Source organism: Streptomyces sp. NPDC007164 (assembly GCF_040634135.1).
GTDB classification, from domain to species: Bacteria; Actinomycetota; Actinomycetes; order Streptomycetales; family Streptomycetaceae; genus Streptomyces; species Streptomyces sanglieri.
The window spans coordinates 152,689-166,862 of the sequence record NZ_JBEYFB010000006.1 but is presented as its reverse complement, the minus strand read 5'-3'; the positions used below and the strand labels follow the sequence as shown (position 1 = coordinate 166,862).

Here is a 14,174-nt window from a genome sequence, read left to right as displayed (position 1 = left end):
CGGACTCCACCGTCCGGGCACCCGGCGTCGCGCGGCGACGTGCCATGTATGGACGCGGCCTGCCCCGAGTGGAAAGCTCGAATTACCGCGGGCGTCGCCGTAGCCGCCGCGGCGGCTCTCCAGTGCCCGTGCAGCTCTCTCCCCACATCGCGTCGGTTTTCTTCCGCTCCCCGCCACTATCTGGGAGGCACGCATCATGGGCGACAAGGCACACGCACACACCGGGGCCGCCGGCAGGGCAGCGACGGCCGGCCGGCCCTCATCCGTACGGAATGTGGTGCTGGTCGGCCACAGCGGCTCGGGAAAGACCACGCTCGTCGAGGCGCTCGCGCTGACCGCGGGCGCGGTCAATCGGGCGGGCCGGGTCGAGGACGGCGCCACCGTCTCCGACTACGACGAGATCGAGCACCGCCAGCAGCGTTCCGTACAGCTCTCCCTGGTCCCCGTCGAATGGGGCGGGTACAAGATCAATCTGCTGGACACCCCCGGCTACGCGGATTTCGTCGGGGAACTCAGGGCCGGTCTGCGCGCGGCGGACGCGGCCCTGTTCATCGTGTCCGCCGCGCAGGAGGCCGACGCGGTGGCGGGTGCCACGCGCGCCGTCTGGGAGGAGTGCGCGGCCGTCGGCATGCCGCGCGCCATCGTCGTCACCCACCTGGACACGGCACGCACCTCGTTCGAGGAGATGACCCGGATCTGCGGCGGGATCTTCGGCGGCGACGACCCCGATGCCGTGCTCCCGCTCCATCTGCCCGTCCACGGCCCCGAGGGCGCCGACGGGCACGCCCCGCTCACCGGGCTCACCGGACTCCTCACCCAGCGGATCTTCGACTACTCCTCGGGCGAGCGGCAGGAGAACCCGCCCGCCGAGGACCAGCGGCCGGCACTCCAGGAGGCCCGCGACCGGCTCGTCGAGGGGATTATCGCCGAGAGCGAGGACGAGACCCTGATGGACCGGTACCTCGACGGGGCCGAGGTCGACATCAAGACACTGGTCGACGATCTGGAGCGCGCCGTGGCCCGGGGCACCTTCCACCCCGTCCTCGCCGCGGCCCCCGCCGCTCCGGGCGCCCGCCAGGGCATCGGCACCGTCGAACTGCTGGACCTGATCACCGGCGGCTTCCCGACCCCGCCGGAACGCCCGCTCCCCGACGTCACCCCACTGCACGGGGCGTCGCGGCCGGTCCTGACCTGCGACCCGGACGGCCCGCTCGTCGCCGAGGTCGTCAAGACGGCCTCCGACCCCTACGTCGGCCGGGTCTCGCTGGTCCGTGTCTTCTCCGGCACCCTGCGTCCCGACGAGACCGTCCACGTCTTCGGCCACGGACTCACCGACCCCGGCCACGAGCCCCGCCCCTTCCACGAGACCGAGGTACGCGTCGGGGCGCTCTCCTCCCCCTTCGGCAAACAGCAGCGCCCGCTCACCGCCTGTATCGCGGGGGATCTGGCCAGCGTCGCCAAACTGGGCGGCGCCGAGACCGGGGACACCCTCTCCGACCCGGACCGGCCGCTGCTGCTGGATCCCTGGACCACACCGGACCCGCTGCTTCCGCTGGCCATCGAGGCGCACAGCAAGGCGGACGACGACAAGCTCTCCCAGGGGCTCGCCCGGCTGGTCGCCGAGGACCCGACCATGCGCCTGGAGCAGAATCAGGACACCCATCAGGTGGTCCTGTGGTGCCTCGGCGAGGTCCACCAGGACGTTGCGCTGGACCGGTTGCGCAGCCGCTACGGCGTCCAGGTCGACGCCGTACCGCACAAGGTGTCGCTCCGTGAGACCTTCGCCGCCCCGTCGACCGGGCGCGGCAGGCATGTGAAGCAGTCCGGCGGCCACGGCCAGTACGCCATCTGCGAGATCGACGTGGAGCCGCTGCCGCCGGGTTCGGGCATCGAATTCGTCGACAAGGTCGTCGGCGGGGCGGTGCCCCGTCAGTTCATCCCGTCCGTCGAGAAGGGGGTGCGGGCCCAGGCCGCCCGGGGGGTCGCGGCCGGCCATCCGCTCGTCGATGTGCGCATCACACTGCGGGACGGCAAGTCCCATTCGGTGGACTCCTCCGACGCGGCGTTCCAGACCGCGGGCGCGCTGGCCCTGCGCGAGGCCGCCGCGGACACCCGTATCCAGCTCCTCGAACCCGTGGCCGAGGTCCGGGTCCTGGTCCCCGACGACTATGTCGGACCGGTGATGAGCGATCTTTCCGGGCGGCGCGGCAGGGTGATCGGAACCGAGCAGTCCGGCACCGGCCGCACCCTGGTGCGGGCCGAGGTGCCCGAGCTGGAGATCGGCCGGTACGCGGTCGACCTGCGCTCCCTCTCCCATGGCGCCGGCCGGTTCGACCGGGCGTACGCCCGGCACGAAGCGATGCCCCCACAGCTCGCCGAACGCCTCCGGGGACAGCCGGAGAACAACCCGAACGACTCATGACCGGCCATGCCGCCCGTCTTTGTCCACAGGGGCGGGCGGCGCGGCGATCCGGACGATACGCTTTGGTCCCAGCTCAGAAGGTGTGCCGGGTACGGCAGTTGGGAAACAGCCGCAGGAGCAGTTCCTCGGCGGCGAGTGGGGGCGACAGTGGCCAGCGACGGATTCGATTTCTCTCCCGGAGCACAGATCCCGCTCCAGGGTTCGGGCGGACAGGCGGTGGCGACGAACGCCCTCGCCTCCGCCGCATACCGCGACAGCCCGGTGGAGAAAATCCTTGAAGCCAACAGCGAATGGCACAAGTCCGAAGTCAAGGTGGGCCGTTCCAAGCTCTTCAAGTCCGACTATTTCAAGCCCAATCTCGGCGAGGCGTTCTCCCGCGCCGTCCAGGAACGCATGCTGGGCGGCGCCCGCGGCGCCCTCATCCAGTCCTTCGGGACCGACCCGCAGTCGGTCGTCGAGCACTGTCTGTCCGCGAGCCGCCTCCGCAAGAGCCGCGACACCAAACTCACGGCCGTCACCGCCCTGTTCGGCTTCGTCTTCCTGCCCGGCATGATCCTTTGGGTCCTCGCCTTCCGTCTGCGCGACTACCTCGGCGGCACCAAGGACAAGGCCCTCTCCGCCCTGGGCAGCGCGCTGCTGCCGATCCTGGGCATCGTGGCGCTGGTCTTCCTGGTCGGCCTGCCGCTCAACGGATTCCTGGCGCTCTACGTCCGGGCGATGGTCATCGCCCCCGTCATCGGCTGGTTCCTCGCCAAGCGGATCGCCGAGTCCTCCGCCAAGGACATGCGCGCCCGTTGGGAAGGGCTGCTCTCCGGCGGCGGCGTCGTCGCCAAGATCCCCGAGGCCGTGCCGAAGAACCCCAACGAGACCTCCCGCGAGGCGCTCCGCCAGGGCTTGGAGAAGCTCACCGCCGAGCAGCAGTCCAACTCGGTCTTCTACGCGGGCCCCAAGGGCATCCTCGGCATGGGCACCCGCTGGGGCAGCTGGCAGCTCGCCGAGGAGCTCGTCTCGAAGGACCCCGGCAAGGAGTTCCACCAGTTCCGCAGCTGGGACCTGATCCGGGCCATCCACGACCAGCTCAAGGTGCTGGAGCGCGGCCCGCTGAACACCGGAGGGTTCCCCACCCCGTCGGTCACCCACTGGATCGTGTCCCCCGTCGGGGAGAACGCCGGCTCGGTCTCCCGCCCCGACGGCGAGGACGTCGCCACCTTCCAGGTCAAGCCGCACGAGATACAGCGGATCTGCAACCACCAGCAGTTCGGCAGCGGTGACCGGCACTATCTGGGCGTCCAGTTCACCCTCTGGGAAGGCCAGTTGATCATCACCATGATGATCACGGTCACGGTGCTCCACGAGACCCTGCGCATCGAGGTCACCGGACACGCGCTCGGCCCGGTCCACTCGCTCTTCACCAGCAAGCCCGCGGCCAAGACCAAGACGGTCAACAAGACCGTCCGGTTCTGGGAGACCCGCGACATCACCCTCCCGCTGGTCGAGCCCGGCGAGGTCGTCCGGCTCGCCCTGCGCGCCCCGTTCACCTGGTACCCGCCGCTGCTGGACTACCTGGGCGGCAAGATCGCCCTGCCCGAGCCGTTCGGCCTCCGGCACGCCTGGGCCGAGAAGCCTTGGCGCCACCGCTTCATGGCGGACGACGCGATGCGTGCCGCGACGCCGGTCCTGCGCGCCGTCCACAGCGCCGCCCTGCGCGTCCTCAAGGAGAACGGCGTCGACACCGAGCGCTTCGACAACCGCTCGATGATACTGAGCGGCGCGGTGCAGGACCCGTCCCCGCGCAAGGCCGACCTGTACGACGCGTAGCCGGGTGCCCGGGTACGCGAAGGGCGCCCCGGCACGTGAAGGCCGCCCCGGCGGGAAGCAGCCGGGGCGGCCCTTGCGGAGTACATTGCCGGGATCAGCCGGCCGGCCAGGCGTCGGCCAGCATCTTGCGGGTGTCGGCGAGCAGCTGCGGCAGCACCTTCGTGTGACCGACCACCGGCATGAAGTTGGTGTCACCGCCCCAGCGCGGCACCAGATGCTGGTGCAGATGGGCCGCGATCCCGGCGCCCGCCACCGCACCCTGGTTCATGCCGATGTTGAATCCGTGCGCCCCCGAGGCCGCCCGCAGCGCCACCATCGCCCGCTTGGTGAAGTCGGCCAGCTCCAGGGTCTCCGGACCGTCCAGCTCCGTGTAGTCCGCGACGTGCCGGTACGGCACCACCATCAGATGGCCGCCGTTGTACGGATACAGGTTCAGTACGGCGTAGACGTGCTTGCCGCGCGCGACCACGAGCCCGTCCTCGTCCGAACCCGACGGGATCCCGCAGAACGGACAGCCGTCGCCGGCCTCCGGACCGGTCGGCTTGTTCTCGCCCTGGATGTACGCCATCCGGTGGGGCGTCCACAGGCGCTGGAACGCGTCGGGCGTTCCCACTCCGATCTGCTGCTCCGGCTCACTCGTCATGGCGATCAGCATATTGCTTCACTCCCGGGGTGCGTGTCGCCGGGGCCGCACCCGTCGGCCTACGGCGATGCTGAGGCGATGAGCGACCGGTCCGCCGACTCCGCCCCTGCTCGCCTCCTGCGCTGGGAACAGCGCACGGAGGTGCCGCTCCTCGGCATTTCGCTGATCTTCCTGCTCGGCTACGCGGTCCGGGTCCTCGCCCCCGACGACGCCGCACCCTGGCGGGACATCGCCCTCGCCCTGGTCGGCACCACCTGGCTGGTCTTCGCGGCGGACTACGCCGTGCGGCTCCGGCTCAGCGGTCTCGGTCACCGTTTCGTCCGGGTGCACTGGCTGGACACGCTGGTGCTGCTGCTTCCGCTGCTGCGGCCGCTGCGGCTGATCCGGGTCTACACCGCCGTCCAACAGCGCCGGGAACAGCCCCGGCTGAGCCTGTACGCCCGTGTGATCAGCTACGCCGGAGCCTCCGCCCTGCTGCTGGGCTTCTCCGCGGCGCTCGCGGTCTACCACCAGGAGCACAAGGTCCCGGATTCCACGATCCATACCTTCGGCGACGCGGTGTGGTGGGCGTGCGAGACGCTCACGACGGTGGGGTACGGGGACGCGGTGCCGGTCACGCCCAGCGGCCGGGTCGTCGCCGCGGGGCTGATGGTCTGCGGGCTGGCGCTGCTGGGAGCGGTGACGGGGTCGTTCTCGTCGTGGCTGCTCCAGGTCTTCCGGCGGGAGGACGAGAAGAGGCCCCCGGAGGGCGGGTAGCTCTCCGGGGGCCTCTCACCTGCTGTGTCCGTCAGACCTGAACGTCAGACCTGGACGTCAGACCTGGACGCGGTCCTCGACGGCCTTCTGGATCTTGGCGATGGCGTCCTCGACCGGGATGCCGTTCTCCTGCGATCCGTCGCGGTAGCGGAAGGAGACGGCGCCATTGGCCATGTCCTCGTCGCCCGCGATGATCATGAAGGGCACCTTGGCCTTCTGCTGGTTGCGGATCTTCTTCTGCATCCGGTCCGACGAGGCATCCACGTCGACCCGCAGCCCCTTCTTCCGGGCCTTGGCCGCGAACTCCTGGAGGTACGGGATGTGCGCGTCACCGATCGGGATACCCACCGCCTGGACCGGGGCCAGCCACACCGGGAACGCCCCCGCGTAGTGCTCCAGCAGCACCGCGAAGAACCGCTCGATGGAGCCGAACAGGGCGCGGTGGATCATGACCGGGCGCTGCTTGGTGCCGTCCGGGCCGGTGTACTCCAGGTCGAAGCGCTCCGGGAGGTTGAAGTCGAGCTGCACGGTCGACATCTGCCAGGTACGGCCGATGGCGTCCTTGCACTGCACCGAGATCTTCGGGCCGTAGAACGCGGCGCCGCCCGGGTCCGGGACCAGTGGCAGGCCCTGCTTCTCGGCGACCTGGCGCAGCGTCTCGGTGGCCTCTTCCCAGATCTCGTCGGAGCCGACGAACTTCTCCGGGTCCTTGGTGGAGAGCTCCAGGTAGAAGTCGGTCAGACCGTAGTCGCGGAGCAGGTTCAGGACGAAGGTGAGCGTACGGTCGAGCTCCTCCGCCATCTGCTCCTTGGTGCAGTAGATGTGCGCGTCGTCCTGCGTGAAGCCGCGCGAGCGGGTCAGACCGTGCACCACACCGGACTTCTCGTACCGGTACACCGTGCCGAACTCGAAGAGGCGCAGCGGCAGTTCACGGTAGGAGCGCCCGCGCGCGTCGAAGATCAGGTTGTGCATCGGGCAGTTCATCGGCTTGAGGTAGTAGTCCACCCCGTCGTCGAGCTGCATGGGCGGGTACATGCCGTCGGCGTACCAGTCCAGGTGGCCGGACTTCTCGAAGAGCTTGCCCTTGGTGGCGTGCGGGGAGTAGACAAACTCGTAGCCCTCCTCCTCGTGACGCCGGCGCGAGTAGTCCTCCATCGCGCGGCGGATGATGCCGCCCTTGGGGTGGAAGACCGCGAGACCGGGGCCGATCTCGTCCGGGAAGGAGAAGAGGTCCAGCTCGTTGCCGAGCTTGCGGTGGTCGCGCTTGGCGGCCTCCTCCAGGAACTCCAGGTGCGCCTTCAGCTCGTCCTTGGTGGGCCACGCGGTGCCGTAGATGCGCTGGAGCATCGGGTTCTTCTCGCTGCCGCGCCAGTACGCCGCGGCGTTGCGCATCAGCTTGAACGCCGGGATGAACCGGGTGGTCGGCAGGTGCGGACCCCGGCAGAGGTCCTTCCAGCACAGGTCGCCGGTCTTCGGGTCGAGGTTGTCGTAGATGGTCAGCTCGCCGCCGCCCACCTCGACGTCCGCGCCGTCGTCGGAGGAGGCGGAGCCCTTGATGCCGATGAGCTCCAGCTTGTACGGCTCGTCGGACAGCTCCTCGCGGGCGTCCTCGTCCGTCACGACCCGGCGGGAGAACTTCTGGCCCCGCTTCTGGATCTCCTGCATCTTCTTCTCGATGGCCTTGAGGTCCTCGGGGGTGAACGGCTTCTCGACGTCGAAGTCGTAGTAGAAGCCGTCCTTGACCGGCGGGCCGATGCCGAGCTTGGCCTCGGGGAAGAGCTGCTGCACGGCCTGCGCCATCACGTGCGCGGTGGAGTGCCGCAGGATGTTCAGGCCGTCCTCGGAGGAGATCTCGACGGGCTCGACGACCTCGCCGTCGGCGACGACGTGAGCGAGGTCCTTCAGCTCGCCGGCGACCCGGGCGGCGACGACGGTGCGCTCGCCGGGAAAGAGCTCGGCCGCCGTAGTGCCCGTCGTCACCACGCGTTCTTCCCGCTCGGAATCGCGTTGGATGATCACACGGACGTCTGACACCGGTCTCTCCTGACTCAGGGGGAACGCACGCGTTCACAGTGCGCGTGCGATACGAATCGTACCGAGGAGCGGGCCCCCTCTGCGAAACGGATTGGGCAGCCGGCCCCACTGCTCCCCCGCGGGCCCCCGGCCCGGGGCCCTATTCGCCGGTGCAGGCCTCCTCGAAGTGGTCGACGTTCTCCTGGAGCGACTTCATCAGCCGGTCCCGTTCCGCGTCGTCGACCTGCACGGGCACGACGTGCGAGGTCCTCGTCAGCCGCCGGAAGCCACCGCGGCTCTCCAGCCTGCCCTCCACCCGGATCGGCAGCCCCACGAGGTGGGCGTGGCCGGCGATCCGGTACGCCTCCTCGTCCAGCTCCAGCCGCACGTGCGGCACCTCGGCGCCGGCCAGCACCCGCAGTCGTACGATCCCGGCGCCGCACGGTGCCGAGCGGCGCATCCGGACGACGGCGCCGGTGATCCGTACCGTCACGGCTGGCTCGTCGTGGAGGTAGCGGGCGCCCGCCCGGCGCAGGGCGGGCAGGTCGCCCGGTGAGAACTCCACCGGCTCGGGCCGCGCCGGGCAGCCCTCGGGCGTTCCGGCGGCGGGCGCCCACTCCAGCGCTATCCCGGCTCCTTCCGAGCCCCGGACGAGCGCGATGACGGCCTCGGTCAGCTCCCGGCTGACGCCTGCCTCGACGGCGGTGTCGAAGGCTTCGTACCCGCCGGTGGCCCGCTGGTAGTCCACGGCCTCGCGGGTGGCGTGCAGCGCCTGGTAGAGGCGTACGGCGACGGCGCGGCCCGGTTCGACCGGCACGAACGCGGCGAGTTCCCGGCCGCCGGGGGCGGGCCCGACGAGGATGCCTTCGAGTGCGGCCCGGGCCCTGCGGCGGTGGCGTGCGCCGTGGTAGCCGGTGTTCACGCGTACGGCGAGGGCCCCGGCGAGCAGTATCTGCCGGGCGGCGGTGTGCAGCCGCTCCGCCCCGGCCCAGCCGGCCGCGCCCGCGACCGCTTCGGGGACCTCGCGCCACCAGCGGATCTCGTCGCTGGGCACGGCGAGGGAGACCAGGACCTCGCGGGCGGAGGGGGCGGCGCTGCGGGCGAGCGCGGTCAGTGCCTCGGCGAGGAGGTCCTCGCTGTCGGGGAAGGCGGTGGTGTCGGGGACCAGGAGGCTCGTCCCGCCGCCGGGCGGGGCCGGTGGGCCCGGTGGGGTCCAGCGGCTGTAGCGCCCGGCCACCCCACCCCGGCGCTGCCAGCCGTGCCGGCCGAGCAGGGCGCCGAGCACCGCGGGGTCGACACGGGCCGGGTCCGGGACGTCTCCCGGGAGCCGGGGAACATCCGGCCACGGCCCCGCGGACTCGGCGGGGTGCGGGCGGGTGGCCGGCGGGACCGCTCCGTCCGCGCAGTCGTCGTATTCGCCCATCGGCCGGTGCATCAAGGTCTCCCTCCCGCCCCTACGCGGGTCATGATCTCGCAGAGCGCCCGGTCGTCGAAGATGCGCGAGGTCGGGATCCGCACGGTGGTCCGGTGCCGGCCGGTCACCGCGTGGCCGGCCAGGTTGGTCCAGTAGCAGCAGTGCCGCAGGTCCAGCCGGTCGTGTCCGGCGCGCAGCCAGTCGTCCTGGCTGCGCGGCACGATCATCACGACGAGGATCTTGTGCACCGACACGGGCGTCCGGGCCAGTTTCACGAGGTGGGCGTTGTCGAGCGTGAAGGCGAATGTCGGTCCCGGCGGGTTCGGCGGGATCTGGTAGGTGCATTTGAGCTGCACCTTTATGGTCACTTCGTCGTCCACGGCATGGCCTGGGGCGCCGTGGCTGACATGCCAGTCGATGCCGTTGTCGGGGAAGGGCTGCGACAGGGAGCACCCCGCCGCGGCCGCGACGGCGTGCAGATGGCCCACCTGGAGCGTCTCCATGCAGGCGGTGGTTGCGAGTGTGCCGCGCAGCGGTTCGATCCGCTGGGACAGCAGCCCGCTCGGTTCGGGCTGCGCGAGCGCCATGGCTGCGTGTGCCTTCCGGGCTGTGCCGATCGGTTCTCCGGGGCGGGGCGACGGACAACTCCCGTACGCCTCACCTGTGTTGTCACCGCACCGGACGGCCCGCAAACGGCGTACCGGGCAAAGGTCGCGGGTATCACCGGACCGGGCAGAGGAATCACACATCTGCCGTTCGGGCACGAGGAGTTCGGGGATGACTCACTGGTACGAGGGGCCGCTGGCCGCTTTTGACACCGAGACAACAGGAGTCGACGTCGAGGGGGACCGGATCGTCTCGGCCGCCCTGGTCGTCCAGGACGCGGCGGGCGGGCGGATGCGCGTCACCCGCTGGCTGGTGAATCCGGGGATACCGGTACCCGTGGGGGCCACCGAGATCCACGGTCTGACCGACGATCACCTTCAGCGCAACGGCCGCTGGCCGGCGCCGGTGGTGGAGGAGATAGCCCGTGCGCTGGCCGAGCAGTGCGCGGCGGGGCGCCCGCTGGTCGTGATGAACGCACCGTTCGACCTGACGCTGCTGGACCGGGAGCTGAAGCGTCACCGCGCCTCGTCGCTCGGGCCGTATCTGCAGAACTCCCCGCTGTGCGTGCTGGATCCGCGCGTGCTCGACAAGCACCTGGACCGCTACCGCAAGGGCCGGCGGACCCTCACCGATCTCTGCGAGGTGTACGGCGTGGTGCTCGACGGCGCTCATGACGCAGCGGCCGACGCGGCGGCCTCGTTGGAGCTGGTGCGGGCGGTGGGGCGGCGGTTCTCGTCCCGGCTGGACCGGCTGACCCCGCCGGAGCTGCACACCCTGCAGGCCGTGTGGCACGCGGCGCAGGCACGTGGGCTGCAGGCGTGGTTCGCGAAGAACGGCACGGCGGAGGCGGTGGATCCGGCCTGGCCGCTGCGCCCGGAACTGCCCGCCGCGGCGTGACCGGATGCCCGGTGTCCGCTTCCGCACACGCAGAAGCCGGTCCGTCGATTCTGCTGACGGACCGGCTTCTTCCGGGTGGGCGATACTGGGTTCGAACCAGTGACCTCTTCGGTGTGAACGAAGCGCTCTCCCACTGAGCTAATCGCCCGGGAACGGGTTGAACCATACAGGTCTCTGCGGGTCGGGTTCAAACCGCTTCCAGCCTGGCCGCGAGACCCCGCCGCCCGGCACGCATCATCAGGGCGTGATTGGCCCGGAACACCGGGCGTCCGGGTACCGCCAGCAGCCGCATCAGCCGCCGGCGCACCTCGACCTCCTGCTCGTAGACGGCCCGGCTGCCACCGTCGTACGGGCCGACCGTCCACCGGATCCAGCCGTCCAGATCACCGCTGAGCGTCGCCTCGATCACCCTGGCCCGGGGGTCGCGGCGGCGTTCGCGGACGGTCATGACGAGGTCGTACGGGAGGAGCGAGCGGATCCGGGTGGTGGCGGTGGTGCCGTCGACCGGGGTGACCTCGCGGACCTGCGGCCACCAGCGCGGGTAGTCGTCGGCGCGTTCGAGGATCTCGTACACGGCGTCGGGCGGTGCGGGAAGGTCCCAGATACTCACAAATCGGTAGTGGCTCCAGTCCATGCCCCCAGTCTGCTCGTACTCAGCCGGGCAACTGAGTATCCGAGCGCATGTCCGAACCTGTGGCTCGCGCCACACTCGCGTTCATGGAACATGTGCCGCCACCCGCCGAGGAATTGGCGCTCCTCGATCGCGAACTGGCCCGGCTGGACGCCCGCCGGTCCCAGTTGCTGGTTCGCCGTGCCTGGCTGCTGAGCGTGCTGACGCCTCCCGCCGGGCCTCCTGCCCGGCCGCCGGCTCCGCAGTTCGCCGCCCCGTTCGGGCCGCCTTCGTCGGCTCGGCCCACGGCCCCGTTCGCACCTCCGTTCGCGGCTCTGCCCGGGTCTCCTGCCGCGCAGGCCGGACCGCGCAGCGCGCAGAACGTGCTGCTCACCCTGGGCGGCCTGCTGCTGACGATCGCGGCGATCGCGTTCACCCTGGTCAGCTGGGGCCACATGGGGATCGCCGGCCGTTCGGCGGTGCTCGCGGTGGTGACACTCGCGGCGCTCGCCGCCCCCGCGGTGCTGTTGCGCCGCGGGCTGTCCGCCACGGCCGAGTCGCTGGGCGCTCTGGCTTCCGTGCTGATGATCCTCGACGCCTACGCGCTGCACCGGGTCGCGATGCCGGACGCCGACGGGCCCGGTTTCGCCGCAGCCGCCTCGGCCGTGCTGGCGGTGCTGTGGGCCGGGTACGGGCTGCTGCTCGACCGGCTGCGGCTGCCGCTGCCCCTGGCGGTGGTGAGCGCTCAGCTGCCCCTGCTGCTGTGGGCCTGGTCGGCGGGTGCGGGTGCCTCGGTGTTCGGCTGGGCGCTGCTGCTGACGGCGGCGCTGGACTGCGCGATCGCGGTGCGGGGGACGGGCCTCGCGGTCCGGGTGACGGCCTGTGTCGGCGGCTGGACGACGGGCCTGCTGGGACTGGCGGTGGCCCTGGCGCAGTCGGTGTCCGCCGATGCGGTGTCGGACGCGCTGGCGCCGGCCGCGCTGCTGCTCGCGGGTGCGGCGATCGCACTGTTCGGGGCGTGGCGTGCGCCCAGGGGGCTCGCGGTGGCCGGCGGGCTGCTCGCCGGATTGTCCGGGGTGGCCGCGGTCGGTGGTGTGCTGCGTGCCGGGATGGCGTGGAACTGGTCGGTGCCGGTGTATCTGCTGTGCGGCGTGGTGCTGTGGGCGTCGGTACGGGCGCCGCTGCCCCGGCCGGTCGGGCAGGGCCTGGTGTGGGCCTCGTCGGCGGTGACCGCGGCCGCGGTGCTGGCCTCGGCGCCGCCGGTCGGGATGTCGCTGATGGGGACGGTGTCGCAGCTGGCCCGCGCTTGGTCCGGCGCTCCGGACGGTGGTGTCCGGGCCGCCCTGGGCACGGAGGGCCTGGTGTGGTCCCGGCTGACCGCGGCCCCGGTGGTGCTGCTGGTGGTGGCCGGTCTGCTCGGGGCGGCGCAGCGGTGGTGGGACCGGCTGGAACGGGCGGTGGGTCCGGTGGTCTCGCCCGGTCCGGCCCGGCGGAACGCGGCGGGGGCCGTCGCGACGGTGCTCTGCTGGGCGGGGCTCATCACGTCGCCCGCGGTGCTGGGGCTGTCGTACGCGGCGGCCGTGGCAGCGCAGTCGGTGCTGGTCGCCGCGGTGTTCGCGGTGGCGGTACGGCGTCTGCGCAGCGGGGCGGGGGCGCCGGGGACGGCCGCGCTGGTGTGCGGGCTGGCCGGCGCGGTGAGCACGGGGCTCCTCGCGCTCGCGGCCCAGGCCGCCACGTACGCGGTGTTCGCGGTGCTGCTGCTGGTGTTCGGGGCGGTCGCGGTGCTGCTCGACGACACCGCGACGCCGACGCGGGAATTGTCGCAGGACCGTGTGGCGCGTGCGGCGGGGGCGCTGCGGATCGCGCAGTCGGTGTCGGCGTGCGCGGCCGTGCTGTGTGCGATGGTGCTCGCCCGTGCGGCGGGGGCGTCGCTGGGGCTCGCCGGGTATCGGGCGGCGCCGCTGATGCTGGCAGTCCCCGTGGTGACGGTGCTGCTCGGGGCCCGGCTGCGGAACCGCCCTTCGGCCCTTCCGGTCGAGCTGACCGGGGCGATGGCGGTCGCGGTGGCGGTGGTCATGGCGGTACCGGACCGGCCGTTCCTGGCACTGGTGCTGGCGCTGAGCGGGGTGCTCGCGGCGGGCACGGCCGTACGGGCCGAGCGCCGGCCGGTGGCCGGGTACCTGGCGGTGGCGCTGTTCGTCCTGGCGGCCTGGGTACGGCTCTCGGCCTCGGGGGTGTCGGACCCGGAGGCGTACACCCTGCCGGTGACGGTGCCCGCCCTGGCGGTCGGTGTGCTGCGCCGGCGCCGCGACCCGGAGGCGTCGTCGTGGACGGCGTACGGGGCGGGGCTCACGGTGACGCTGGTGCCGAGCCTCTTCGCGGCCTGGACCGATCCGCACTGGCTGCGCCCGCTGCTGCTCGGTGTGGCGGCCCTGGTGATCACCCTGGCGGGCGCCCGGCTGCGGCTCCAGGCACTGCTGCTGGTCGGTGGCGCGGTGCTGGCCCTGGACGCCGTGCACGAACTGGCGCCGTACGTGGTCCAGGTGGTCGGCGCGCTGCCGCGCTGGCTGCCGCCCGCCGTGGCCGGGCTGCTGTTGCTGGTGGTCGGGGCGACGTACGAGCAGCGACTGCGCGATGCGCGGCGGCTGAAGGAGACCGTGGGCCGGATGCGCTGACGGTGCGTCGCACGGGGCCGGCCGGATCACGGGCCGGCCCCTGGGAAGCGGCCGCGCGAACTCGCCCGTGAAATCGAGCAGTTCACGCCCGTCTCCACCGCGGCGGGAATTCCTGGCGGAGTTCTGGAATCGTCCGTGACATTGCTCGCGGACGCCGAGGACCGATCTCTTTCCGGGAATTCCCGCGGCCCCGGAAGTCCGTCCGGGCACGATATCCGGATGACCCTCCCGTTTTTGTGGACCCGGACCGTCCGCTACCGCATGGATTGAATCGTTCACGAAAGCGCTTGCGAATCCCTCACCGGGACACGGGTGAGGGG

10 protein-coding genes and 1 tRNA gene are annotated in these 14,174 nt (G+C 71.6%); 5 read left to right on the top strand and 6 right to left on the bottom strand.

What is annotated here, in order from left to right:
- The first annotated feature begins 196 nt into the window (after positions 1-196).
- Positions 197-2,422, top strand: coding sequence for an elongation factor G-like protein EF-G2 (locus ABZ622_RS12230; RefSeq protein WP_360542259.1), 2,226 nt, complete (start codon positions 197-199; stop codon positions 2,420-2,422).
- Between the two features lie 147 nt (positions 2,423-2,569).
- Positions 2,570-4,240, top strand: a complete 1,671-nt coding sequence (locus ABZ622_RS12225; RefSeq protein ID WP_360542258.1) for a hypothetical protein — start codon at positions 2,570-2,572, stop codon at positions 4,238-4,240.
- A gap of 94 nt (positions 4,241-4,334) precedes the next feature.
- Here the strand turns inward: ABZ622_RS12225 and ABZ622_RS12220 are convergent, their stop codons facing one another.
- On the bottom strand, positions 4,335-4,895 hold the full coding sequence (locus ABZ622_RS12220; protein WP_266917199.1) for an HIT domain-containing protein: 561 nt from the start codon (positions 4,893-4,895) through the stop codon (positions 4,335-4,337).
- 66 nt (positions 4,896-4,961) lie between these two features.
- Here ABZ622_RS12220 and ABZ622_RS12215 point away from each other — a divergent pair, with 66 nt between their 5' ends.
- A complete protein-coding gene (locus ABZ622_RS12215) occupies positions 4,962-5,639 on the top strand; it encodes a potassium channel family protein (RefSeq protein WP_360542257.1) in 678 nt (225 codons plus the stop codon).
- 57 nt (positions 5,640-5,696) lie between these two features.
- Here ABZ622_RS12215 and thrS read toward each other — a convergent pair whose 3' ends face one another.
- The 3 genes from thrS to ABZ622_RS12200 all read right to left on the bottom strand — a co-directional run bounded on the left by thrS (position 5,697) and on the right by ABZ622_RS12200 (position 9,653).
- A complete protein-coding gene (gene thrS / locus ABZ622_RS12210) occupies positions 5,697-7,673 on the bottom strand; it encodes a threonine--tRNA ligase (protein WP_360542256.1) in 1,977 nt (658 codons plus the stop codon).
- A 139-nt stretch (positions 7,674-7,812) separates the two neighbouring features.
- Positions 7,813-9,087, bottom strand: a complete 1,275-nt coding sequence (locus ABZ622_RS12205) for a hypothetical protein (protein WP_360542255.1) — start codon at positions 9,085-9,087, stop codon at positions 7,813-7,815.
- Entirely contained in the window at positions 9,087-9,653 is a 567-nt protein-coding gene (locus ABZ622_RS12200) for a DUF4365 domain-containing protein (RefSeq protein WP_360542254.1), read from the bottom strand. Before ABZ622_RS12200 ends, ABZ622_RS12205 begins: the two co-directional genes overlap by 1 nt.
- Before the next feature lie 190 nt (positions 9,654-9,843).
- Between ABZ622_RS12200 and ABZ622_RS12195 the strand changes: the two genes are divergently transcribed.
- Entirely contained in the window at positions 9,844-10,569 is a 726-nt protein-coding gene (locus ABZ622_RS12195) for a 3'-5' exonuclease (RefSeq protein ID WP_360542253.1), read from the top strand.
- 76 nt (positions 10,570-10,645) lie between these two features.
- Here the strand turns inward: ABZ622_RS12195 and ABZ622_RS12190 are convergent.
- Positions 10,646-10,717: transfer RNA gene (locus ABZ622_RS12190), tRNA-Val, on the bottom strand.
- 39 nt (positions 10,718-10,756) lie between these two features.
- Complete coding sequence (locus ABZ622_RS12185; RefSeq protein ID WP_360542252.1) at positions 10,757-11,203, bottom strand: SRPBCC family protein; 447 nt, start codon at positions 11,201-11,203, stop codon at positions 10,757-10,759.
- An 83-nt stretch (positions 11,204-11,286) separates the two neighbouring features.
- On the opposite strand from ABZ622_RS12185, the gene ABZ622_RS12180 reads away from it, so the two are divergent.
- Positions 11,287-13,854 carry a hypothetical protein gene (locus tag ABZ622_RS12180; RefSeq protein WP_360542251.1) on the top strand — a complete coding sequence of 856 codons (2,568 nt, stop codon included), beginning with the start codon at positions 11,287-11,289 and terminating at the stop codon, positions 13,852-13,854.
- Positions 13,855-14,174 lie beyond the last annotated feature (320 nt).

Coding starts and splice junctions, on each gene's coding strand:
- ABZ622_RS12195 (WP_360542253.1), top strand. CDS start 9,844: ATGACTCACTGGTACGAGGGGCCGCTGGCCGCTTTTGACACCGAGACA.
- ABZ622_RS12200 (WP_360542254.1), bottom strand. CDS start 9,653: ATGGCGCTCGCGCAGCCCGAACCGAGCGGGCTGCTGTCCCAGCGGATC.
- ABZ622_RS12185 (WP_360542252.1), bottom strand. CDS start 11,203: ATGGACTGGAGCCACTACCGATTTGTGAGTATCTGGGACCTTCCCGCA.
- ABZ622_RS12220 (WP_266917199.1), bottom strand. CDS start 4,895: ATGCTGATCGCCATGACGAGTGAGCCGGAGCAGCAGATCGGAGTGGGA.
- ABZ622_RS12215 (WP_360542257.1), top strand. CDS start 4,962: ATGAGCGACCGGTCCGCCGACTCCGCCCCTGCTCGCCTCCTGCGCTGG.
- ABZ622_RS12230 (WP_360542259.1), top strand. CDS start 197: ATGGGCGACAAGGCACACGCACACACCGGGGCCGCCGGCAGGGCAGCG.
- ABZ622_RS12180 (WP_360542251.1), top strand. CDS start 11,287: ATGGAACATGTGCCGCCACCCGCCGAGGAATTGGCGCTCCTCGATCGC.
- ABZ622_RS12205 (WP_360542255.1), bottom strand. CDS start 9,087: ATGCACCGGCCGATGGGCGAATACGACGACTGCGCGGACGGAGCGGTC.